The sequence below is a fragment of the Enterobacter sp. WP_7_1 genome (assembly GCF_003688535.1).
In the GTDB taxonomy this organism is placed as follows: domain Bacteria; phylum Pseudomonadota; class Gammaproteobacteria; order Enterobacterales; family Enterobacteriaceae; genus Enterobacter; species Enterobacter asburiae.
Genome location: NZ_REFK01000001.1, coordinates 1,206,751 through 1,228,515 on the forward strand (window position 1 = coordinate 1,206,751; position 21,765 = coordinate 1,228,515).

General features: G+C 55.2%; 21 protein-coding genes. 8 read left to right on the forward strand and 13 right to left on the reverse strand.

Annotated features, from left to right (window positions below; translation table 11 throughout):
• Positions 1–139: 139 nt before the first annotated feature.
• Positions 140–1,558 carry a glutamine synthetase family protein gene (locus BJ885_RS06005; RefSeq protein WP_029739362.1) on the forward strand — a complete coding sequence of 473 codons (1,419 nt, stop codon included), beginning with the start codon at positions 140–142 and terminating at the stop codon, positions 1,556–1,558.
• A gap of 356 nt (positions 1,559–1,914) precedes the next feature.
• Entirely contained in the window at positions 1,915–3,306 is a 1,392-nt protein-coding gene (locus tag BJ885_RS06015; RefSeq protein ID WP_032657571.1) for an APC family permease, read from the forward strand.
• Positions 3,307–3,369: 63 nt separating this feature from the next.
• Here BJ885_RS06015 and BJ885_RS06020 read toward each other — a convergent pair whose 3' ends face one another.
• The gene (locus BJ885_RS06020) at positions 3,370–4,623 is read right to left on the reverse strand and encodes an MFS transporter (RefSeq protein ID WP_121931789.1); all 1,254 of its coding nucleotides are present in this window, start codon (positions 4,621–4,623) and stop codon (positions 3,370–3,372) included.
• A gap of 121 nt (positions 4,624–4,744) precedes the next feature.
• Between BJ885_RS06020 and BJ885_RS06025 the strand changes: the two genes are divergently transcribed.
• From BJ885_RS06025 to bioD, 3 genes are all read left to right on the forward strand, one after another.
• A complete protein-coding gene (locus BJ885_RS06025; RefSeq protein ID WP_029739365.1) occupies positions 4,745–5,677 on the forward strand; it encodes a LysR family transcriptional regulator in 933 nt (310 codons plus the stop codon).
• Positions 5,678–5,771: 94 nt separating this feature from the next.
• On the forward strand, positions 5,772–6,992 hold the full coding sequence (mlc, locus tag BJ885_RS06030) for a sugar metabolism global transcriptional regulator Mlc (protein WP_023311510.1): 1,221 nt from the start codon (positions 5,772–5,774) through the stop codon (positions 6,990–6,992).
• A gap of 130 nt (positions 6,993–7,122) precedes the next feature.
• Entirely contained in the window at positions 7,123–7,818 is a 696-nt protein-coding gene (gene bioD / locus BJ885_RS06035; protein WP_023311511.1) for a dethiobiotin synthase, read from the forward strand.
• On the opposite strand, the gene clcB is transcribed toward bioD, so the two are convergent.
• The 9 genes from clcB to BJ885_RS06080 form a co-directional block, all read right to left on the reverse strand.
• Positions 7,753–9,063, reverse strand: coding sequence for a voltage-gated ClC-type chloride channel ClcB (clcB, locus tag BJ885_RS06040; protein ID WP_121931382.1), 1,311 nt, complete (start codon positions 9,061–9,063; stop codon positions 7,753–7,755). The genes bioD and clcB overlap by 66 nt on opposite strands.
• A 102-nt stretch (positions 9,064–9,165) precedes the next feature.
• Positions 9,166–10,314: an osmoprotectant ABC transporter ATP-binding protein OsmV gene (gene osmV / locus BJ885_RS06045; RefSeq protein WP_121931383.1), complete on the reverse strand. Its 1,149-nt coding sequence runs from the start codon at positions 10,312–10,314 to the stop codon at positions 9,166–9,168.
• Positions 10,314–10,961, reverse strand: a complete 648-nt coding sequence (gene osmW / locus BJ885_RS06050; protein WP_029739368.1) for an osmoprotectant ABC transporter permease OsmW — start codon at positions 10,959–10,961, stop codon at positions 10,314–10,316. Before osmW ends, osmV begins: the two co-directional genes overlap by 1 nt.
• 8 nt (positions 10,962–10,969) lie before the next feature.
• The gene (gene osmX / locus BJ885_RS06055; protein WP_033145383.1) at positions 10,970–11,869 is read right to left on the reverse strand and encodes an osmoprotectant ABC transporter substrate-binding protein OsmX; all 900 of its coding nucleotides are present in this window, start codon (positions 11,867–11,869) and stop codon (positions 10,970–10,972) included.
• A gap of 18 nt (positions 11,870–11,887) precedes the next feature.
• Positions 11,888–12,598, reverse strand: coding sequence for an osmoprotectant ABC transporter permease OsmY (osmY, locus tag BJ885_RS06060; protein WP_121931384.1), 711 nt, complete (start codon positions 12,596–12,598; stop codon positions 11,888–11,890).
• A gap of 276 nt (positions 12,599–12,874) precedes the next feature.
• Positions 12,875–13,612 (reverse strand): YoaK family protein, encoded by a 738-nt coding sequence (locus BJ885_RS06065; RefSeq protein WP_121931385.1) that lies wholly within the window; start codon positions 13,610–13,612, stop codon positions 12,875–12,877.
• A 155-nt stretch (positions 13,613–13,767) separates the two neighbouring features.
• Positions 13,768–14,391, reverse strand: coding sequence for a glutathione S-transferase family protein (locus BJ885_RS06070; protein WP_121931386.1), 624 nt, complete (start codon positions 14,389–14,391; stop codon positions 13,768–13,770).
• Positions 14,392–14,463: 72 nt separating this feature from the next.
• The gene (locus tag BJ885_RS06075) at positions 14,464–15,660 is read right to left on the reverse strand and encodes an MFS transporter (protein ID WP_121931387.1); all 1,197 of its coding nucleotides are present in this window, start codon (positions 15,658–15,660) and stop codon (positions 14,464–14,466) included.
• A 48-nt stretch (positions 15,661–15,708) separates the two neighbouring features.
• Positions 15,709–16,836, reverse strand: a complete 1,128-nt coding sequence (locus BJ885_RS06080; protein WP_121931388.1) for an alpha/beta hydrolase — start codon at positions 16,834–16,836, stop codon at positions 15,709–15,711.
• Positions 16,837–16,950: 114 nt separating this feature from the next.
• Between BJ885_RS06080 and BJ885_RS06085 the strand changes: the two genes are divergently transcribed.
• The 3 genes from BJ885_RS06085 to BJ885_RS06095 all read left to right on the forward strand — a co-directional run bounded on the left by BJ885_RS06085 (position 16,951) and on the right by BJ885_RS06095 (position 19,261).
• Positions 16,951–17,835 (forward strand): LysR family transcriptional regulator, encoded by an 885-nt coding sequence (locus tag BJ885_RS06085; RefSeq protein WP_121931790.1) that lies wholly within the window; start codon positions 16,951–16,953, stop codon positions 17,833–17,835.
• 170 nt (positions 17,836–18,005) lie between these two features.
• On the forward strand, positions 18,006–18,635 hold the full coding sequence (locus BJ885_RS06090) for a hypothetical protein (RefSeq protein ID WP_121931389.1): 630 nt from the start codon (positions 18,006–18,008) through the stop codon (positions 18,633–18,635).
• 14 nt (positions 18,636–18,649) lie between these two features.
• Entirely contained in the window at positions 18,650–19,261 is a 612-nt protein-coding gene (locus BJ885_RS06095) for a LuxR C-terminal-related transcriptional regulator (protein WP_121931390.1), read from the forward strand.
• Positions 19,262–19,349: 88 nt separating this feature from the next.
• Here BJ885_RS06095 and BJ885_RS06100 read toward each other — a convergent pair whose 3' ends face one another.
• From BJ885_RS06100 to BJ885_RS06110, 3 genes are all read right to left on the reverse strand, one after another.
• The gene (locus tag BJ885_RS06100; protein ID WP_121931391.1) at positions 19,350–19,958 is read right to left on the reverse strand and encodes a helix-turn-helix domain-containing protein; all 609 of its coding nucleotides are present in this window, start codon (positions 19,956–19,958) and stop codon (positions 19,350–19,352) included.
• A 225-nt stretch (positions 19,959–20,183) separates the two neighbouring features.
• Entirely contained in the window at positions 20,184–20,711 is a 528-nt protein-coding gene (locus tag BJ885_RS06105) for a fimbria/pilus periplasmic chaperone (RefSeq protein WP_183128609.1), read from the reverse strand.
• Between the two features lie 703 nt (positions 20,712–21,414).
• Complete coding sequence (locus tag BJ885_RS06110; protein WP_047647909.1) at positions 21,415–21,732, reverse strand: YebG family protein; 318 nt, start codon at positions 21,730–21,732, stop codon at positions 21,415–21,417.
• Positions 21,733–21,765 lie beyond the last annotated feature (33 nt).

The following is a 21,765-nucleotide window of genomic DNA, read 5'->3' on the forward strand; positions in this document are numbered from 1 at the left end:
ATCTAGCAACGGGATCTGCCTTTTGCAAACTTAATTTAACATTTGACAAACAATTTGTTTGCATACAAATTCGATAGGGTGGACATTATATTTGACAGTCCAAGGCAGCGAACGCAAATCCCAAAAACGGTGGTAAATCATGGAAACCAATATCGTAGAAGTTGAGAACTTTGTGCAGCACACGGATGAGAGGCGGGGCAGCGCCTTTACGCAGGAAGTGAAGCGCTATTTAGAAAAGTATCCTGACACCCAGTTTATTGATGTCCTCCTGACCGACCTGAACGGCTGTTTTCGCGGCAAACGTATCCCGGTTGCCGGACTGAGCAAGCTTGAAAAAGGCTGCTATTTCCCGGCATCGGTTTTCGCCATGGACATTTTGGGTAACGTCGTGGAAGAGGCGGGCCTGGGGCAGGAGCTCGGCGAGCCGGACTGTATCTGCGTGCCGGTACCGGGCACCCTGACGCCGTCCGCCGCCGACCCGGAATACATTGGTCAGGTGCAGCTCACCATGGTCGATGAAGATGGCGCTCCCTTTGACGTTGAGCCGCGGAACGTACTCAACCGACTCTGGCAGCAGCTGCGCCAGCGCGGTCTGTTCCCCGTGGTAGCGGTAGAGCTGGAGTTCTATTTGCTTGACCGTAAACGCGATGCCGAAGGCTATCTGCAGCCACCCTGCGCGCCGGGCACCGACGTGCGTAACACGCAGAGTCAGGTCTACTCGGTTGACAACCTGAACCACTTTGCTGACGTGCTGAATGACATTGACGAGCTGGCGCAGCTGCAGCTGATACCCGCCGACGGGGCAGTGGCCGAGGCCTCCCCGGGCCAGTTTGAGATTAACCTGCACCATACGGAAAACGTGCTTGATGCCTGCGATGATGCGCTGGCGCTAAAACGTCTCGTCAGGCAGATGGCGGAAAAACATAAGATGCACGCCACGTTTATGGCAAAGCCGTATGAAGAGCATGCGGGCAGCGGGATGCATATCCACATCAGCATGCAAAATAACAGAGGCGAAAACGTGCTCGCAGACGCCAGCGGCGAGGATTCCGCGCTGCTGAAACGCGCGCTGGCCGGGATGATCGACCTGATGCCGGCGTCCATGGCGCTGCTGGCACCGAACGTCAACTCCTACCGCCGTTTCCAGCCGGGAATGTACGTGCCGACGCAGGCCTCATGGGGACACAACAATCGCACGGTTGCCCTGCGTATCCCGTGCGGCGATCGCCATAACCATCGGGTCGAGTACCGGGTGGCGGGAGCAGACGCGAATCCGTATCTGGTGATGGCGGCGATTTTTGCCGGCATTCTACATGGGCTGGATAACGATTTACCCCTGCAGGAAGAAGTTGAAGGCAATGGTCTGGAGCAGGACGGACTGCCGTTCCCGATCCGTCAGAGCGATGCGCTGTGGGAATTTATGCAAAACGATCATCTTCGCGAGCGGCTGGGCGAGCGTTTCTGCCACGTCTATCACGCCTGCAAAAATGATGAATTACTGCAGTTTGAACGCCTGATTACCGAAACTGAAATTGAGTGGATGCTGAAAAACGCCTGATAACGTGCCCCGGTAAGGGGCCGCTTTGTTTCATCGCATACGTATCATCTAACGGCCTGCGCGGAGCCTGGCCTAACTGTTTGCTGGCACGCCAGCTATCTCCCGGGAGTCGCGTTATGGAGCGCAGGCGGCACAGGGATTTTCTTAACGACACTGTGTGACGAGGTAAGAAATGATGCAGATGTTCAACTATCCGCAGGGCGAAGGGGGCCAGTCCGGCTCCTGCTGTGAGTGCGAATCAGAGACGGTGCGCTGGTACGATCGCGTGTGTTCTTTACAACTTCCCCCTTTGCTAAGCAGGTTTGCGTCAAGGTCAACGCAATTGCAAACCACGGTAAGCATGGGGGGGACGGTTTATGGCGACTAACACCTCTCTTGACTCGCCGGGCATGGCCGGAAGAACCCGGCTGCGCAGTTCCCTCAAGCTCTGGCAGGTAGTCATGATGGGGCTGGCTTACCTCACCCCCATGACCGTGTTTGATACCTTCGGCATTGTGTCCGGTATCAGCAATGGCCACGTGCCCGCCTCGTATCTCCTGGCGCTGGCCGGCGTCATGTTTACCGCCATCAGCTACGGCAAGCTGGTACGACAGTTCCCGGAAGCGGGCTCTGCGTACACCTACACGCAGAAATCGATCGGACCCCACCTGGGTTTTATGGTCGGCTGGTCATCGCTGCTGGACTATCTCTTCCTGCCGATGATCAACGTGCTGCTGGCGAAGATCTACCTTTCCGCGCTGTTCCCTGAAGTTCCGCCATGGGTCTGGGTGGTGGGGTTTGTGACGATCCTGACGCTGGCGAACCTGAAGAGCGTTAATTTGGTCGCCAACTTTAACACCCTGTTTGTGCTGGTGCAGGTCGCTATCATGGTGGTGTTTGTCATACTCGTTGTGCATGGCCTGCACAAGGGTGAGGGCGTCGGCACCGTCTGGTCGCTACAGCCGTTTATCAGCGAGAACGCACACCTGATCCCTATTATTACCGGCGCGACTATCGTCTGCTTCTCTTTCCTCGGCTTTGACGCGGTCACCACGCTGTCGGAGGAGACGCCAAACGCGGCGCGGGTGATTCCCAAAGCCATTTTCCTGACCGCGCTGTATGGCGGGCTGATATTCATTGTTGCCTCGTTTTTCATGCAGCTCTTTTTCCCGACGATCGCGCGCTTCAAGAACCCGGACGCCGCGCTGCCGGAAATTGCGCTGTACGTGGGCGGCAAGCTCTTCCAGTCGGTGTTTCTGTGTACCACGTTTGTAAATACGCTCGCTTCAGGCCTGGCCTCGCACGCCAGCGTCTCACGCTTGTTGTATGTGATGGGGCGTGACAACGTCTTTCCGGAGCGGGTGTTTGGCTACGTGCATCCGAAATGGCGGACTCCGGCCCTGAACGTCATTATGGTAGGGATAGTGGCGCTGTCGGCCCTGTACTTTGACCTCGTGACCGCGACGGCGCTGATCAACTTTGGCGCTCTGGTGGCGTTTACGTTTGTAAATCTCTCGGTATACAACCATTTCTGGCGGCGTAAGGGGATGAACAAAACGTGGAAAGATCGGTTCCACTATCTTCTGCTGCCGCTCATTGGTGCCGTAACGGTTGGGGTACTTTGGATAAACCTCGAAGCGACGTCCCTGACGCTTGGCCTCATCTGGGCGGCACTGGGGATCCTTTACCTGACATGGCTAACGCGCCGATTCCGAAAACCGCCTCCGCAGTTTGAAGCCGCTAAGATAGAGCAGGCCTGGGATTCCTGAACGTGAAACGGCACCAGTACGCTGGTGCCGTTTATCTGGATCGGAAATCAGCCCGCAGGCTTATTATCTCAGACGCTTATGAAGACTTGCTCCCACCAGCAGCGCCGCGCACAGCATCAGCGCGATAAACCCGCCCACGCCGTTCCAGCCGTAGTTATGCCAGAACACGCCGCCGAGGGTCCCGGCGATGCTGGAACCCAGGTAATAGCTAAACAGATACAGCGACGATGCCTGTCCTTTGGCGCGACGCGCGCGCGGGCCAATCCAGCTGCTGGCGACCGAGTGAGCGGCGAAGAACCCGGCGGAGAAGAGCAGCATTCCGGCAAAAATCAGCCACAGGGAGGAAAAGAGCGTCAGCAGCAGGCCGAGTAACATCACGCCCGTGAATACCAGCAGTACCGGACCGCGGCCATAGCGTGCGGTCATCGCCCCGGCTTTCGGCGAGCTCCAGGTGCCGGTGAGATAGGCCACAGAAAGCAAGCCGACAACGGCCTGATTCAGATGCCACGGGGAGAGCATCAGGCGGTAGCCTATATAGTTAAACAGCGTGACGAAGGCGCCCATCAGCAGGAATCCCATCAGAAACAGGCGCGGCAAACCTTTGTCGCGCCAGTGCAGGCGGAAGTTGATAAACAGCGTTTTTGGGCGCAGCGATGTCGGGCGGAAATGGCGTGATTCCGGCAGAATTTTCCAGAACATCAGGGCTGATGCCAGCGCAAAACATCCGATTACCGCCAGCGCAATACGCCAGTTAAAGAAGTCCGTAAACACCCCGCTCAGCAGGCGGCCGCTCATTCCGCCAATCGAGTTCCCGCTGATGTAAAGCCCCATCGAGAAGGCAACAAAGCTCGGGTGGATCTCTTCGCTGAGATAGGTCATCCCGACCGCCGCCACGCCGCTGAGCGAGAGCCCAATCAGCGCGCGCATCACCAGAATACCGTGCCAGCTGGTCATCATCGTCGAGAGCAACGTGCAGACCGACGCCAGCATCAGCGCGGTCACCATCACCGGCTTACGGCCAATGGCGTCGGACAGCGGCCCGGTAAAGAGCAGGCCAATCGCCAGCATGCCGGTAGAAATAGAGAGTGAAATACTGCTGCTGGCAGGCGATACGCCAAACTCATGAGAGAGAACGGGCAGGATCGGCTGAACGCAATAGAGCAGGGCGAAGGTGGCCAGACCGGCGGAAAAGAGCGCCAGCGTGACGCGCATAAATTGGGGGGTACCACGTTTAATGAACTGGACCGGCTGCGGTGCTGCGGGTAAATCATTGATATCTCTTGCCGGATCGATATCAATAGTCGTTGTACGGCTCACAATGTTTCCTTGCTTAAACATCCCCGTGATTTCTGGTGACGGGTATGACCACATGTTCAGGGTAGGAAAATGTAAATATTCTGTCTAATATATTAATAATCTCAAATGATACTTTAAAAATATGAATATCGAGCTGCGTCATCTTCGCTACTTTGTCGCCGTCGCCGAGGAGCTGCATTTTGGCCGCGCGGCGGCACGGCTGAATATCTCTCAGCCACCGTTAAGCCAGCAGATTCAGATCCTGGAACAGCAGGTCGGGGCGCGCCTTCTGGCCCGCACCAACCGCAGCGTGAGCCTGACGGCGGCGGGTAAGCAGTTCCTGATCGACAGCAGACAAATCCTGAGCATGGTCGATGACGCCGCCGCCCGTGCAGAACGGCTCTATCTCGGGGAGGCCGGAGAGCTGCGAATCGGGTTTACCTCGTCCGCGCCGTTTATCAGCGCCGTTTCGGAGACCCTTTCGTCATTTCGTCGCCACTTTCCGGATGTTCACATTCAGACGCGCGAAATCAACACCCGCGAGCAGATTGCCCCGCTGAATGAGGGTTCGCTGGATCTGGGGCTAATGCGTAACACCCAACTGCCGGACACGCTGGCGTGGGAGGTGATCCTGCGCGAGCCGCTGATGGCGATGATCCCGCATGATCACCCGCTGGCGTCTCGTCCGGCCGTTTCGCTGGCAGAGCTGGCAAAAGAGCCGTTTGTCTTTTTTGACCCGCAGGTCGGGACGGGCCTGTATGACGATATCCTGGGACTGATGCGCCGCTACGATCTTGCCCCGGTCATCACCCAGGAGGTAGGGGAAGCGATGACCATTATCGGCCTGGTCGCGGCCGGTCTGGGCGTGTCTATTCTTCCGGCCTCCTTTAAACGGGTGCAGCTGCGCGAAATGCGCTGGGTGACCATTGCCGAAGAGGATGCCGTTTCCGAAATGTGGCTGGTGTGGTCAAAACACCGTGAACAGAGCCATGCCGCACAGCGCTTCAAACAGCAGCTAATTAGCGCCTCTGCCGGGCGGCATTTCCACGGAAAAGAGGGTAAAAATGTGCGGTAAATCACATGGCTAAGTAAATATTTGACGACGGACATGGAAGTGCTTCACCATAGCAAACAGTTTATTTCGAAGCTCGAAAATAAGGGAGTACGAGGTGGTTGCTGATAGTCAGCCAGGGCATATCGATCAGATTAAGCAGACCAACGCTGGCGCGGTGTATCGCCTGATTGATCAGCTTGGTCCGGTTTCGCGTATCGATCTTTCGCGCCTGGCACAACTGGCACCTGCCAGTATCACCAAGATTGTCCGCGAGATGCTGGAAGCGCACCTGGTTCAGGAGACGGAAATTCAGGAGCCGGGCAGCCGTGGCCGTCCGGCAGTCGGGCTGGTGGTTGAAACGGAAGCGTGGCACTACCTGTCACTGCGCATCAGCCGGGGGGAGATCTTCCTTGCGCTGCGTGACCTGAGCAGCAAGCTGGTGGTGGAAGACCGGCTTGAACTGCCGCTCAACGCGGAGGAACCGCTCCTCGACGCGATTGTCTCGCATATCGATCACTTCTTTATCCGCCATCAGCAGCGGCTGGAACGCTTAACGGCGATTGCCATCACCATGCCGGGAATTATTGATACCGAAAACGGTATTGTTCACCGCATGCCGTTTTACGACGATGTCAAAGAGATGCCGCTTGGCGAGGTGCTGAAAAATCATACCGGCGTGCCGGTCTATATTCAGCATGACATCAGCGCCTGGACGATGGCGGAGGCGCTGTTTGGCGCGTCGCGCGGCGCGCGGGATGTGATTCAGGTGGTCATCGATCATAACGTCGGGGCGGGCGTGATTACCGACGGACGTCTTCTCCACGCCGGAAGCAGTAGCCTGGTTGAAATTGGCCACACCCAGGTCGATCCGTACGGCAAGCGCTGCTACTGCGGAAACCACGGCTGTCTGGAGACCATTGCCAGCGTGGAAAGCGTGCTCGAGCTGGCGCAGGTTCGGCTGAGCCAGTCCATGAGCTCCTCGCTGCACGGACAACCCCTAACGGTGGATTCCCTCTGCGCCGCCGCGCGCCAGGGCGATCTGCTGGCGAAGGACATTATTACCGGGGTGGGTAATAACGTTGGCCGCATTCTGGCCATAATGGTGAACCTCTTCAATCCACAAAAAATCCTTATTGGCTCACCGCTGAGCCAGGCGGCGGAGATCCTCTTCCCGGCGATTTCGGCCTGTATCCATCAGCAGTCGCTTCCCGCCTACAGCAAAAATATTGCGGTAGAAAGCACCCAGTTTTCCAACCAGGGAACCATGGCCGGCGCGGCGCTGGTCAAAGACGCCATGTATAACGGCTCGCTGTTGATCCGCCTGCTGCAGGGTTAACTCTTTTCCGCAGATGTAAGAAAAATTGCGCTATCTCAAGCCGGGTAGCGCACGCATCCCGTAGACTTCCTCCACTGAATTATTTACCTGGTTTATATTTTCGAAGCATACCCAAGAGGTGGAGTGAGTCATGCTTAAGCGTTTCTTTGTTACTGGTACAGATACCTCTGTCGGCAAGACCGTCGTATCCCGTGCATTGCTGCAGGCGCTGGCAGCAAGCGGTAAACGCGTGGCAGGGTACAAACCGGTCGCAAAAGGCAGTAAAGAGACGCCAGAGGGATTGCGTAATAAAGACGCCCTGGTGCTGCAAAGCGTCTCGTCACTGGAACTGCCTTATCACGCGGTCAATCCCATTGCGTTAAGCGAAGAGGAGAGCAGCGTAGCGCACAGCGGCCTGATTAATTATCCCCTGTTGTCCGACGGACTGGCGAACCTGAGCGAGAAGGTTGACCACGTGGTGGTGGAAGGGACGGGCGGCTGGCGAAGCCTGATGAACGACCTGCGTCCGCTTTCTGAATGGGTCGTGCAGGAGCAGCTTCCGGTAGTGATGGTGGTGGGTATCCAGGAAGGGTGCATCAACCACGCGCTGCTGACGGCGCAGGCGATCGCCAATGACGGCCTGCCGCTGATTGGCTGGGTAGCAAACCGCATCAACCCGGGCCTGGCCCACTACGCGGAGATCATCGATGTGCTGAGCAAAAAACTGCCCGGACCGCTGGTGGGTGAGCTGCCTTATCTGCCCCGCGCCGAGCAGCGCGAGCTAGCGCAATACATCGATCTCTCTGCCCTCGGTGGCGTGTTGACCGTAGATCGAGTCGTGGCGTAACGTCCGCGACAATACGGACGCCACCACGCAGGCGACCAGCAGGCCGGGCAGCAAAAAATACTGCCCGGTCATTTCACAGACCATCAGCGCCGACATAATGGGCGCATGCGTGGTCGCGGCAAGTAGCGTTGCCATTCCCGCCAGCCCCAGCAGAATCGCCGTCTCAGAACCCGGTAGCCACAGCGCGAACAGCTGCGCAAACAGCATCCCCGTTGCCATCCCGACAAACAGCGTGGGCGTAAACACCCCGCCCGGCGCGCCCGATCCGCTGCTCGCCAGTACCGCCAGCAGCTTGCAGATAAACACCCCGGCAATCACCGACAGCAGCGGCGGGGCGAGCAGAAAAGCCTGAACCACGCTGTAGCCATTCCCCCACACCTTCGGCGTGAGGAGAGACAGCAGCCCGACGATCGCACCGCCCAGCGCCAACTGCCACGGCGGCGAAAGCTTGAGGCGCAGGAAAAGCCCGTGGCAGAAGTCCATCAGCCACATCAGCAGCGGTCCGCAAAGGCCCGCCACCAGCCCCATCGCGACGAGAAGAGCATAATCGGGCGCGGTGAGGTTGCCGCTCAGATGGACCGCGTAGAGCGTACCCGCGCCCGGTGCCAGGAGCTGAGTGGCGAGAAGCGCAACCACCGCCGCGATAACCACGGGGCCGAGCGAGGCCAGCATCAGCGTGCCAAACAGAATTTCCGCGATGAACAGACTTCCTGCTAACGGAGCATGGTAGGCGCTGGCCATTCCGGCGGCGGCACCGCAGGCAATCCATAATTTCCATTCGGATTTGGGCGTAAAGCGCCGGGCGAAAAGAGAGGCGGCGAGGGCGGCAAGCAGGATCATCGCCCCTTCACGCCCGATGGCGCTTCCGCTGGCCACGACCAGCAGCGAGGCAAGGGACTTCACAAGGCTGGCGCCGTAGTCAAACTGGCCGTCTCCGGTCTCCAGCGCTTCCATGTAATCGGTGGGGGCATGAGGTCGCTGCGCGTTCAGACGCTGCCATCCCCAGAGCAGCAGCCCGGCAGCCAGCCCGCCCAGCGCTGGCGTCAATGCGCGCCGCCAGGGCGAGAGCGACGCGGCGGCATTCACCAGGCTGCCGCTGTCGTTGCTGAGAATCATCCACTCCAGCAGGTACATGCTGTGGCGGAATACCGCCACGGCCAGCGCGGCCAGCACGCCGGTGACGGTGGCAATCAGCAGTCGGCGAAACATCGCGCGGATGTCAGGGTAGGTATGAAGACGTAGCATGGGTCGCGATTAAACGAGGACGATACAATATTGTGGCGGGAAATCGCGGGGTTAGCAAAAGGTCTGCGTGCGAAAAGGCCGGGCGATGCCCGGCCAGAAAGGTTAGCTGTCGCTATGAATATTCAGCGCCCGGCGCGTGCGTCCGGAGCTCAGGTACTCGGCAATATAGTCCTGCGAAATCTCGCCGTTGTAACGACCGTCCTCATCCACGATCGGCATCCAGCTGGTATTGCTTTCATACAGACGTGAAAGCACCACGCGCAGGTTGTCTTCCGCCTTGCCGGTCATGCGGAACGGATGCAGGATGTCGGCGCAGGTACCGCTGGCGTTACGCGCTTCGCGACGCTTCACAAAGCCCAGCGGTTTACCTTGCTCGTCGACGACGGTAATCGCACGAATATCGTTATCATCCATGGTCGCAAAGGCTTCCGGAAGCGGAGTAGATCCCCGCACCGTAATGGTCGGCTGCTGGTCGGTGACGTCGCCCGCCGATACCAGCAGCAGACGCTTCAGCGTCCGGTCCTGACCGACAAACGAGCCGACAAACTCATTCGCCGGTTTCGCCAGCAGTTCATCGGGGCTTGCGCACTGAACGATTTTCCCCTGACGGAACACCGCAATACGGTCGCCGAGCTTCAGGGCTTCGTCAATATCGTGGCTCACCAGCATGACGGTTTTTTTCAGCTTGCGCTGCATCTCCAGGAACTGGTTCTGGATCACCTCGCGGTTGATCGGGTCCACCGCGCCAAAGGGTTCATCCATCAGCAGTACCGGAGGATCCGCCGCCAGGGCGCGGATGACGCCGATACGCTGCTGCTGGCCGCCGGACATTTCGCGCGGGTAGCGATTCAGGAACTTGTGCGGATCCATCGCCACCATATCCATCAGCTCTTCGGCGCGGGTTTTGCAGCGCGCTTTATCCCAGCCCAGCATGCGCGGCACGACGGTGATGTTCTCTTCGATGGTCATGTTCGGGAACAGGCCAATCTGCTGGATCACATAGCCAATGTTGCGGCGCAGGGTGACGGTGTCCATCCCGCTGGTGTCTTCACCGTTGATCAGGATCGTCCCGCTGCTTGGGGTAATGAGGCGGTTAATCATCTTCAGGGTGGTGGTCTTTCCGCAGCCGGACGGGCCGAGCAGGACGCACATTTCCCCTTCGGGCACGGTCAGGTTGACGTTGTCGACGGCCTTAAAGGTCTGGCCGTGCTTCTGTGAAAATTGTTTAGTGAGGTTTTCCAGTTTTATCATTATCGAATCCCCTTTGGAGTCAGAACCACCTGCAGACGGTGCAGCAGCCAGTCGAGCACAATCGCTAAAAGACAAATCATCAGCGCGCCCGCAATCAACATGCGAATATCGCTTCCGCCGATGCCGTTGAGCAGCAGCAGGCCCAGACCGCCCGCGCCGATCACGGCGGCAATCGCCATCACGCCAATGTTCATCACCACGGCGGTGCGGATGCCGCCGAAAATCACCGGCAGCGCCATCGGGATCTCGACCCAGCGCAGGCGCTGCCAAAAGGTCATGCCGATGCCGCGGCCGGCTTCGCGCAGGCCCGGCGGCAGGCTGTCGAGCGCCGTATGGGTGTTACGCACAATCGGCAGCAGCGAGTAGAGAAACACCGCCGTAATCGCGGGCAGGGCACCGATACCCTGACCGATCAGCGAAAACAGCGGGATCATCAGGCCAAACAGGGCGATGGACGGAATGGTCAGCACGATGGTGGCAATCCCCAGCACCGGCGTTGCCAGCCACTTGTGGCGGACAATCAGAATGCCCAGCGGTACGCCGATGATGATGGCTAAACCTACGGCCAGCGCCACCAGCCACAGGTGCTGAAGGGTGAGGGTTAAGAGGTAATCCCGGTTGTCCAGAATGTAGTGAATCGTCTCCATAGCGCCTCCTACAGCAGCTGTTTGCTACGCAGGAAATCGCGGGCGACCTGCTGCGGTGACTGATGGTCGATATCCACCTTCTTGTTCAGCTCGGTGATAACGTCGTTGTTGAGCTGGGCCGAGAGGGTGTTGAGCGCCTCTTCCAGACCGGGGTTGGCCTCCAGCGTGTCCTTACGCACCACTGGCGTCACCGCGTAGCTCGGGAAGAAGCCTTTATCATCTTCCAGCACCTTGAGGTCGAAGCCTTTCACGCGCCCGTCGGTGGTGTAAATCAGACCGGCGTCAACGAAGCCGTCGCGCACCGCGTTATAGACCAGACCGGGGTCCATCTGACGGATTTGCGGACGGTCCAGATCCATCTTGTAGGCCGCTTGTAGCGGCTTCATGCCGTCGCTGCGCCCGGCAAACTCCAGGTCCAAGCCCAGCAGCCAGTTTTTGTCCGGGTTGGTTTTACGGACCTGCTCAATCTTCGCCACCATCTCCGACATGGTGTTGATATGCTCCGCCTCGGCGCGCTTGCGCTGCATGGCGAAAGCGTAGGTGTTGTTCATGTCGGCGGGTTTGAGCCACACCAGACCGTGCTTCGCGTCCAGGCGTTTCACCGTCTCGTAAGACTCCTGCGGCGACATGCGCTTGTTGATGTGGTTAAAGATGATCAGCGACGTGCCGGTGTACTCCCAGGTCATGTCAATCTGCTTGTTGATCATCGCGTTGCGGGAGATCACCGTGGCAATGTTGGTTTGCGGCTGGACCTGAAAACCTTTCTTTTGCAGGTACTGCACGGTCATCGCCGAGAGAATGTGCTGCTCGGTAAAGCTCTTGGTCGCCAGAATCAGCGGGGCCGCCATCGCCTGGCTGGTGAACAGCGCCGCGGCACACAGCGCCGTCAGGCCGGAAAACAGTCTCATAAAAGCTCCTTGTTATTGTTATCGAGCGAGATGGGGACTCATCGCGCGACCCAGCGCCGCCAGCAGGGTATCGAGGATCAGGGCGAACAGGGCGGTGGCCGCCGCGCCGAGGATCAGGGTCGGGAAATCGTTCAGGTAAATACCGGGGAAAATCAGCTCGCCGTAGCTGCTGGCGCCAATCAGGAACGCCAGCGGCGCGGTACCGACGTTAATGGCGGTGGCGATGCGGATCCCCGACAGCATGACCGGCCAGGCGGCTGACAGCTCAACCTGACGCAGACGCTGCCATTTGGTCATCCCGATGCCGTTTGCCGCTTCCAGCAGCGACGGCGGGACCGAGCACAGCCCGGCGTAGGTGTTACGCACGATCGGCAGCAGCGAGGCGAGGAACAGGGCGATGATGGCGGGCGTATCGCCAATGCCAATCACCACCATCGCCAGCGCCAGAACGGCCAGCGGCGGCAGCGTGTTGCCGACGTTGAAGATTTGCATCACATATTCGGCGATACCCCGCGCGGCCGGGCGGCTCAGCAGAATACCGGCCGGGATGCCCACCAGCAGGGCAAAAAACATGGATGAGAAAACCAGAATCATGTGCTGTTGCCCGAGATAGACCAGGTCAACCTGGCGCGCCTTTATCGTCTCCATCCCGATACCCCAGACGAGGAGGGCGAGAACCACGATAATGGCGCCGACAAACAGCAGCGAACGTTTGAGTAATGGGTGCATTGCGGTGTGTCTCCCTGTGCGCATGCGTTATAGCAACCACCGGTTGCCTGTTGTTATGCCATGTTTCGGCAGGGGTATTTCACCTATAGCAAGCGTTTGGGAAGGGTTCCAGCGAAGGGGTAAAATCAGTAACCCTATGAAAACAGTGACAACCTGGCGTTAAGCCTTATGGCGTAAGGGCTGATTGAGGGGCAGGCAGAATAGTCCTAAAGCGAATTTTTAGATGTGACAACGTCACATCTAAAGAGCTCTTACGCCCAATACAGGTCATTATTTTCATAGAGAGGCGCGAACGCGTCGAACCCGCGTCGAGACGGTGATAATTGAAACGATAGCGACCACGGCGAGCATCAACCCGAGCGCCAGCATGGCGTTAAACCCGATCCACCTGAACAGCAGCAGCCCCGCGATACCGCCCGTAATAAACGAGAACAGGGTGGTTAAGTGGGTTTTCAGCTGACTTTTTTGCGCCGCCGTATCTTTGGAGTAATCCCTGCGCAGCATCGCCACCATTACGGAGGCCAGGGATATCCCCGCGTCCGTCAACGTGCCGGTAATGTGCGTCGATCTCACCCGTCCGCCGGAAAGCTGCGTGGAGGTAGAATTGTGAATGCCCATCAGGCCGCACAGAAAAAGAATAATCACGCGGTTGCTGGTGAGGGCGTGAAAATACATCTCATAGAAGGAGACGCCGGTCAGCAATATCCCCTCGACAAACAGAATCTGGCAAAAAACCAGCCTGACGTTATGGATAATGCCCCATATTACAATTATGCGGGCAAGAATAGCGCCTGCGACAAAGGAGAGAATAATCGAGCCGAAGAAAATAATATCGCTGAGATCGGTGGAGGAGACTTCGCTGGATAACTGTGAGGTGTTGCCGGTCATGTGTGAGGGGAAAAAACCAAATGCACCAAGGGCGATGGCATTCAGCAAACCTGCCGAGGTCGCCAGCCAGAGAGCAAGCCGGCGATCCTCCTTATGCGTTCGTTCTTTCTTGAGTCTAATCAGCAAGAATACCTCCAGGTTGAGCTTTGCCTGAATAGTCAGGCTAGCAAAGCGGTGCAGCGGGCTGTCCAGGATATGGCTTAATTATTATTCCCTCTGACACGTTTAAGGGTTTAGTAATTAAATAAAATATCCTTGCTCATCATGGGGGCGTAAATACTTTATATCATGCCGTTATTGCCGTGACGCAAAAACGCCGGGCGCTGGTTAAGACGTTCAAACCAGTCCTCAATCGCCGGCACGTCGGGCTTATCAAACGGCGTCATCTTCCAGCGATTCACCGACAGCCCAAGCACCACGTCCGCAAGGGTAAACGTCTCGCCTGCCGCAAAGGCACCGGTGCGCAGCAGCTGGTTTTCCAGAATGGTGATGCAGTGGTTCCACTCTTTTATTCCCGCCGCAATGCGCTCAGGGTCGTTAAAGTCCGGGTTTTTACGCCCCAGCGCCGGGAAGACATAGCGCCAGGCGTTATTAAATTCGGTTGCCTGCCAGTCCATCCAGCGCTCGACGTTGGCGCAGGCCTGCGGTTCTGCGGGCAGCAGATCGTGACGTCCGGCCTTGCGCGCCAGGTAACGGCATATGGCGTTGGACTCCCACAGCACGAAATCGTCATCGATCAGCACCGGCACCATGGCGTTGGGGTTCAGGGCGCGGAAGACATCCGTTTCCGTCGAGGCAAAACCGCTGCCGTAATCTTCCTGTTGATACGCGAGGCCCGCCTCTTCGCAGGTCCAGAGCACTTTCCGCACGTTGATGGAGGTGGTTTTGCCGAGGATGTTAATCATGTCGCCGCTTCTCTTCAGAGTGATGAATCGTTTAAAAACAATACACCAGCGGTTGAGAAAAGCGTCAACAAATCATCCGGCGAGTGATTTGTGAAGACGCGAAAGCAGAAGCGTCAGCACAACCGCGCCCAGGAGCAACATGCCGCTCAATGCAAACGTGCTCTGCCAGCCGCTATGGTCGAATACCAGGCCACCGGCCGTTGAACCCAGCGCAATAGAAAGCTGGATTACGGCGACCATTAATCCGCCGCCGGCTTCAGCATCTTCCGGCAGCGTTCGCGCAATCCATGTCCACCATCCCGTTGGCGCCGCCGTCGCCAGCATCCCCCAGAAGCCTAACAGCAGGGAAACGATCCACACGCTGTGGCCGGTCAGTATCAACACGCCTGCAATAACGGCCATCAGCAGGGGAATGGCGATTAACGTCAGGTAAAACGCGGCGTTCAGGACCAGAGCAACAAGCAGTGTGCCAACAAACCCCGCGACGCCGATGGTGAGTAAAATCAGTGATAAGCCGGAGGGGGGGACGCGTGTGACGGTTTCGAGAAACGGACGCACATAGGTAAACAGCGCAAACTGTCCCATAAAAAACAGGCCGCAGGCCAGCAGACCGATGGAAACCACCGGCTGGCGGAATAACCCAAAGATGGATGCGCGTGACGCCGTATTTTTATTGCCGTTCATATCGGGCAGGCTAAAACGTTGCCAGAGGAACGCCACTATCGCCACGGGAACCAGGCACAGGAAGGCGCCGCGCCAGCCAATGGTGGCACCGAGATAGCTTCCGAGCGGGGCGGCGACTACCGTCGCCAGCGCGTTCCCCCCGTTGAATATCGCCAGCGCGCGAGATACCTGATGCTGCGGAACGAGGCGAATGGCCGTGGCGGCGGACATGGACCAGAACCCGCCGATGGCGATACCGATCAGCGCGCGGCCTGTCATATAAACCAGATAGTTTGGGGCGAAAGCGATAATCATCCCCGAGAGCGCCATCAGGAGCGTCATGCCCAGCAGAAGGTGTTTGCGGTTCATATTCCCGGCAAGCCGGGAAAGGAAGAGGCTGGTCAGAACCGCCAGCGCGCCGGAAATCGCGATCCCCTGGCCAGCGAGCCCCTCCGTAACGCCCAAATCTCTGGCAAGGGGCGAGAGCAGGCTGACGGGCATAAATTCCGAGGCAATCAGGACAAATACGCACAGGGTCATGGCAAAAATACCGCCCCAGTGCGCGCGTTCCTCATTCTGTGAGGAGGCAGGATTCAGAGTGGACATAGTCATCTTTCACAAAGCGCCACCCGCGAAAACGGGCGGCAGAGAGGTTTATTTCAGGCTGGTTTTGAAGAACTGTTCAAACTGGCCGAACGGGATTTTCCCGGCAACGTTGTCGTAGAGATCGACATGGTTTGCGCCCGGGACAATCACCAGTTGCTTCTGCTTGCTGCCGACCGCTTTAAACGCATCTTCGGCAAAGTAGCGGGAGTGTGCCTTTTCACCGGTTACGATAAGCGTCGGGATAGTAATTTCCCCGGCGTAGCTCAGCAGCGGCATATTCATAAAGGATAGTGGCGTGGTCGCGGTCCACGCGCCGGTGGAGTTGACGGAGCGCGCGTGGAAGCCGCGCGGCATGCGGTAGTAGTCATAGAACTCTTTCAGCACCGGGTGCGGGTCTGCTGGCAACGCCTCTGGCAGAATACGTTCAGCCGCCGTCACTTTGCCGTTCTCATCGACATAAATGTCATGTCCACCGTGCGCGAAGGTCCCGTTCTCTGCATCTTTCCAGCGCTGTGCGTTCAGATACTGCAGAACGGCATGGCGGTCAGACGTTGAGTAGCGATCTTTCCCGTCGCCCACGCCGTGACCCATCGCCCGGCTCATGTCGTACATCACGCTGGTGGCGACCGCTTTCACGCGGGTGTCCATGGAGGCCGCATTCAGCGCCATACCGCCCCAGCCGCAGATGCCGAGAATACCAATGCGGTTACGATCAACCTCTTTCTGCAATCCCAGGAAATCCACCGCCGCGCTAAAGTCTTCAGTGTTGATATCCGGAGAGGCGACGTTGCGCGGTTGGCCGCCACTTTCGCCCGTATAGGACGGATCGAATGCCAAGGTCACAAACCCATTTTCCGCCAGGGTCTGCGCATACAGACCGCTGGACTGCTCTTTGACCGCGCCAAACGGCCCACTGACCGCAATCGCCGCCAGCTTGCGGTCACCGAGGTTTTTAGGAAGATACAGATCGCCCACCAGGGTGATCCCGTACCGGTTCTGGAAGGACACCTTGCGGTGATCGACTTTGTCACTTTCGGCGAAGGTTTTATCCCATGTGCTCACCATCGAAACAGGCGCGTTTGGGTTGGTGGTTTCTGCATAGCTCATTGTTGTCACTCCACTTAATGATGCACATAGCAGCATCGCAACAGACAGTTTTTGGGTGAATGTTTTCATGAAAATAGACCCTGGGTTGTTGTGTTGCGGTCATTATAGTTAGCAGAAATAGTGCTGATTAGAGGCCGAAAGCTGCTAGGATTCATATCATATTGTTATAAATTGGTGAGCATGATGGCGAAACGGGAAAACTATAATGAGCTTTACCTGTTCATGCAGGTGGTACGGGAGGGGAGCTTCACGGCGGCTGCGCAGCGGCTTGGGCTGGCGCAATCCGGGATCAGCCGCTCGGTTCGCGAGCTGGAAGAGCGGTTGGGCGTTCAGCTTCTGGTCCGCACCACGCGCAAGCTCTCGCTAACCCACGCGGGGGAACAGCTTTATCAGACCGCCGAGTCCGCGTTCGATACGCTCGATACGGGCCTGGCGACCCTGGCACACTATCGTCAGACGCCGTCCGGCACGGTGCGTATTAATGCCAGCCAGCACGCTATCGATAAATGTCTGCTGCCAAAGCTCGCCATTTTTAAACAGCGTTACCCGGACATCAGGCTGGAACTGATAAATGAAAGCCGCTTCGTCGACATTATCGCCGAGCGGTTCGATGCGGGTGTCAGACTCGGGCCGGAAGTGGGGCAGGGAATGATTGCAGTGCGTATCACGCCTGATATGGAAATGGCCGCAGTGGCTGCCCCGGAACACTTCAGACGCTACGGTTTTCCCCAGACACCAGCGGACTTAGTGGCGCATCCCTGCATTGCCTACCAGCTTGCCGACGGGAGTGACTATCAGTGGGAGCTGGTGCAGGACGGGAAAAAAATCACCCATAGGCCAGAGGGGCAATGGGCGCTGTCTGACAGCTACATGGAAGCCGAAGCCGCCCGGCTGGGGCTTGGGCTGGCCTATGTTCCGGTGGAGCTGGTGGCTGACGATCTGGAGCGCGGAACGCTTATCCGGGTGTTGCAGCGCTTTAGCCTGCGCATGGACGGACTGTATCTCTATTATCCGCACCGTAACGTGTCGCCTGCGCTTAGAGCGGTGATTGATACGCTGAAAATTTAGGGCGGCGTTGTCTTTCTGGAATACGCCTCGCAAACCTCAAATTAAGCGCAGGAAATCCCTGGAAAATAACTTCCTGCAATTGGCATCCTTTATTGGACACAAAACAACTCCTACATTACAGCCTGTTTCTCTAATATCATATTTATTGTTTTATATTTATAATTGATACGATGCCTCAGCCAAAAATAACAGAAATAATACTTTACGAGCCTCGGCCTATATTTCGAAATGTGGCAAAAAACAGCATCCAGGTCGCCAACGGTTCCCTGCTGGTGATTGAACCAGACGCGCTGATAGAGGAGGTAACCCCCGTTACCGATCAAACGTCTCTATTCGCTGCAGGCCTTAGTGGCGCCGGTGAAGAAATATATGCGCTATTACGGCTGATTCAACATCTAATAATGCTGGGAAAAGAAACTATCGTCTGGGTCGCTAAGCGGGATGTTCTTCTTACCAGACTGATGTACGAGCTTGGTGTACAGACGCTGCTCTGCGAAAATTACCTGGAAGAGGAACTCCCTCAGCGCATGAAATCCACCAGTTTCAGATCAGGATATTTGCCTTTACGCCCCGCGCTAATAAATAACATGAATAAAAAAAACAGGCTCACACACTCAGAGCTGAATATTCTTATCGACTGCGCCCGAGGTCTGAATGCCTATGAAATCGCCAGTCTGCGCCATATGGGATACAAAACGGTCTTCACCCATAAACAAAACATTCGGTTGCGTCTGGGGCTACAAAAGTCAGCCAGTTGGCTGGATCTGCTTAACCGTTTGGATCAGATCTGTTCAGTCTGAACATCTGGAGGACTATGTTTACTTTTACTATTTATTCTCGCGTGGTTCATCCGACTCTACTGAATGGGTTTCTATCCAGCTTAAAGGCTTTTCGTGAGAAAAATCCAGAATGGAATTATGAACTTATACGGCATGATAATGCACATCTGACTTTGCTTGATTTCACCGCATATGACGCACTTACTGATATCACCGCCGCGGAGTACGAAGGTCTCTGCCGGCCAGGTGAAGGTACTGCGCTGGTTATGCTCTCTGCGTGTCAGGAGAAGCTGGCGCTTCAGCTAATGAAGTCATACCGGTGTTCGCTGCTTTGTGTGGATGAACGTTTGCTGGAACTGCGTGAGCTGATAAAACACAGTATGAAAAGTCAACGTTATATCAGTGCTCACTTCCTGCGACTCAAGGAGCAAAAAAATAATATAGCCGACGGTATTTTTTTTACCGATGCAGAAAGAAAAGTACTTAGTGGCCTGAAAAGTGGTAAAACCGGAATTGAATTATCACGCGAAATGTTTCGAAGTCAGAAAACGATCAGTACCCACAAACGAAATATTATGTTTAAGCTGGGAGTAAAAAATGATCTGGAACTGCGCAAAGCGATACAGAAGCTCCAGCCGCCGCATTGATGCGGCAGCTGTTCTTCCATCAGGTCATTTATTACATGATATTCGCTGTCTGACATAATGACTCTGCGTTAATTACCAGTTAATGCGTTTAATATTTTTCAGGTAATTTATTTATTTTTTTAAGAATCCCTCGATTGATCTCGATATAACCACCGATACGTAAATCACCCAGTATTTTCATCACACGACTGCGTGAAAGTCGGGTTTTTTCCAGAATATAATCACTGACGTTGACATGATCGCTGAGCGCTTCATCTTCATTCATCAGGGCAATCAAATTCAGTCGTATCAGCTCATAGGTTGATAGCCCGACGGATGAATAGTGGGCGAGGAGCAGTTGACGGACGGCATACATATAACAGTATGAAGCATCTTTCCATAACTCCTGCGTATTGATGACGTCAAGCATCTCTTTTGTAGGTAAGATCTCATAGCTAACGCTTTTGTAGGCTTTTATAAAAATGCCGGCGTTGGTATCAATTAATTCGTTCATCCCAGTAATCATCGGGCCTCTGATATATTTAATTAGAAGCCGATCGCTGCTTCTGTATATCGCAACGACTCCCTCATGCAGGATAAACGTTACTGGCTCAGTTTGCTTCTCCAGCGTAATGAGCTGACGTGGCTTAGCACTCTGGATCCGCCTGGAGTCAGAGGCTGCCTTGATCAGTGCATTAAAATGTGTTTCAGGTTTCATACTTATGGTTACCAAAAAATAATAATTCTTAATTTATGATAGAAGAGTTTTTGAAAAGATGATAAAAATTCCGAGTCAGAACATATCGGAACAATCGCTCTGGAAGTTTATAAGGCTCTGAACAGAATATTGGGTTGGGAGTACTATCTTCATCTGGACATCCTGGGGAGGAAAAACAAATATGAAACCGCCTGCCGATAGCGGTTTTACGTACTGAGCCTGACCTTAGTGGTATGCAGATGACATGGTAATAACAGGACTGATTTTACGGTGTGTGGTGCCAGCGCCCATACTCAAAGCGCGTGTATGGGTTTGAAGCGTAGGCGTGCCAACTGCTGAGGCAGTATCGATAGCCCCCATTTTTCCGTCGCTGAAGGCCTCATTAAAAAGTCCTTCCAGCCGCTTGAGTTTATCGATCTGTTTATCTGAGTCGGCTTCCTTAAGCGCGCCAGAACGATTGATAAGTTTGGTACTGGTGAAGACGGCAATCTGTTGGGTATTATTTTCCCAAGACGCAGACGGGATCGCCTTGACGCAGAGTCTGTGCAACGACTCTTTATCCTGGTAAAGTGTGCCTGCAATAATAAGGCGCGTTAGATTCGCTTTATCGTCCGGGTTGTGCACGCTTAATGAAAATTCTTTTTTAACCGCTTCATATAAAAACCGGATGCCGCCAATATTGGCAGTGTTGCAGGTATTATTAATAAGGGCAGCTGTAACCCAGTCATTTAATATACGCAATGTGGCTTTCAATCCTGACTCCACAATAAATAATTAAAATAGACCCCGTGAAATTAATATCTGGCGTGTCTTGCAGATATTAAAATATGATACTGGTGAAGTTAAGAAAAGTCTCTTTTTGTATGTCCTTAAAAGGATTGTGTGCTGGTTGTTACAACAGAGTTAACGTTTTTTAATTATCCGCTATTATTGCAAAACCGCGTTCATGAATGAACCAATCTGATGTATCCGCAGGCAGAATAGAGTTTTTAGACGTTATTACCCAGGCTTTTGCCTGGTAACAGGATTGCACTATAACTACGAAAGTAATGTTGGTTTTTCTTTAATAAAAAGAAAATAAAAAGAAAAATACCGCTCTGTATAGAATAAAAGGTGTTTATTTTTACCGGGCGCATTATGGCATCTATTATTATGTACCCGGGAAAGTGAGATGTTTAAGGCTGGCACCCTGACCGCTGCGCCAATCCGACATGCTGTACCTACCGATTGGCACAGGCTGTAAGAACACATACCGGAACTGCTAATTAAATGGCGTGGTTTATAACCTACAGCGCAGCCTTCGAGTCCGGTATGCGGGACGCACGAACGCTCAAACAAACGTTAAGGGTCAATAAAATCGTTAACATCAATCAGCTGTGGATCCCTGCTGACAGCTAAAAAAGCCGTAAGCGGTTATCAGCTCACGGCTTTCGGATCGGTGATGATTTTCTGACAATCAGGCCGCTTTCACAGCCCTGATTTTTTTCGTGTCAGCCGCATCGGATTCTGTTTTATCCGCAGCAGCTGGAGTATTGAGATCGGGAAGCTTGCTGGTACGAAGAATATGCTGCACGGTCTCTTTCTGCTCGGCGAGATACAGGCCAAGATTTTCAGCCTGCGTTTCATCCATCTGCATTCCGCTTTGCAACAGCCAGTCGGTGAACGCGTCTGCCATATCGAGCAGCTTGTCGTGAGCGTCAGCCTCTTTCTTACTGGCAAATGTCATTTTCTCTTCACCTTTTCTAACGACAACAAATTTTGTTTCAACAGCCATTATGCGCACCTTATACTGTAATTATATACAGTA

Excerpts from the sequence above, each read along its gene's own strand:
- BJ885_RS06005 (WP_029739362.1), top strand. The coding sequence starts at position 140 with ATGGAAACCAATATCGTAGAAGTTGAGAACTTTGTGCAGCACACGGAT.
- BJ885_RS06015 (WP_032657571.1), top strand. The coding sequence starts at position 1,915 with ATGGCGACTAACACCTCTCTTGACTCGCCGGGCATGGCCGGAAGAACC.
- BJ885_RS06025 (WP_029739365.1), top strand. The coding sequence starts at position 4,745 with ATGAATATCGAGCTGCGTCATCTTCGCTACTTTGTCGCCGTCGCCGAG.
- bioD (WP_023311511.1), top strand. The coding sequence starts at position 7,123 with ATGCTTAAGCGTTTCTTTGTTACTGGTACAGATACCTCTGTCGGCAAG.
- clcB (WP_121931382.1), bottom strand. The coding sequence starts at position 9,063 with ATGCTACGTCTTCATACCTACCCTGACATCCGCGCGATGTTTCGCCGA.
- osmV (WP_121931383.1), bottom strand. The coding sequence starts at position 10,314 with ATGATAAAACTGGAAAACCTCACTAAACAATTTTCACAGAAGCACGGC.
- osmW (WP_029739368.1), bottom strand. The coding sequence starts at position 10,961 with ATGGAGACGATTCACTACATTCTGGACAACCGGGATTACCTCTTAACC.
- osmX (WP_033145383.1), bottom strand. The coding sequence starts at position 11,869 with ATGAGACTGTTTTCCGGCCTGACGGCGCTGTGTGCCGCGGCGCTGTTC.
- osmY (WP_121931384.1), bottom strand. The coding sequence starts at position 12,598 with ATGCACCCATTACTCAAACGTTCGCTGCTGTTTGTCGGCGCCATTATC.
- BJ885_RS06070 (WP_121931386.1), bottom strand. The coding sequence starts at position 14,391 with ATGATTAACATCCTCGGCAAAACCACCTCCATCAACGTGCGGAAAGTG.
- BJ885_RS06075 (WP_121931387.1), bottom strand. The coding sequence starts at position 15,660 with ATGTCCACTCTGAATCCTGCCTCCTCACAGAATGAGGAACGCGCGCAC.
- BJ885_RS06080 (WP_121931388.1), bottom strand. The coding sequence starts at position 16,836 with ATGAAAACATTCACCCAAAAACTGTCTGTTGCGATGCTGCTATGTGCA.
- BJ885_RS06085 (WP_121931790.1), top strand. The coding sequence starts at position 16,951 with ATGGCGAAACGGGAAAACTATAATGAGCTTTACCTGTTCATGCAGGTG.
- BJ885_RS06090 (WP_121931389.1), top strand. The coding sequence starts at position 18,006 with ATGCCTCAGCCAAAAATAACAGAAATAATACTTTACGAGCCTCGGCCT.
- BJ885_RS06095 (WP_121931390.1), top strand. The coding sequence starts at position 18,650 with ATGTTTACTTTTACTATTTATTCTCGCGTGGTTCATCCGACTCTACTG.
- BJ885_RS06100 (WP_121931391.1), bottom strand. The coding sequence starts at position 19,958 with ATGAAACCTGAAACACATTTTAATGCACTGATCAAGGCAGCCTCTGAC.
- BJ885_RS06110 (WP_047647909.1), bottom strand. The coding sequence starts at position 21,732 with ATGGCTGTTGAAACAAAATTTGTTGTCGTTAGAAAAGGTGAAGAGAAA.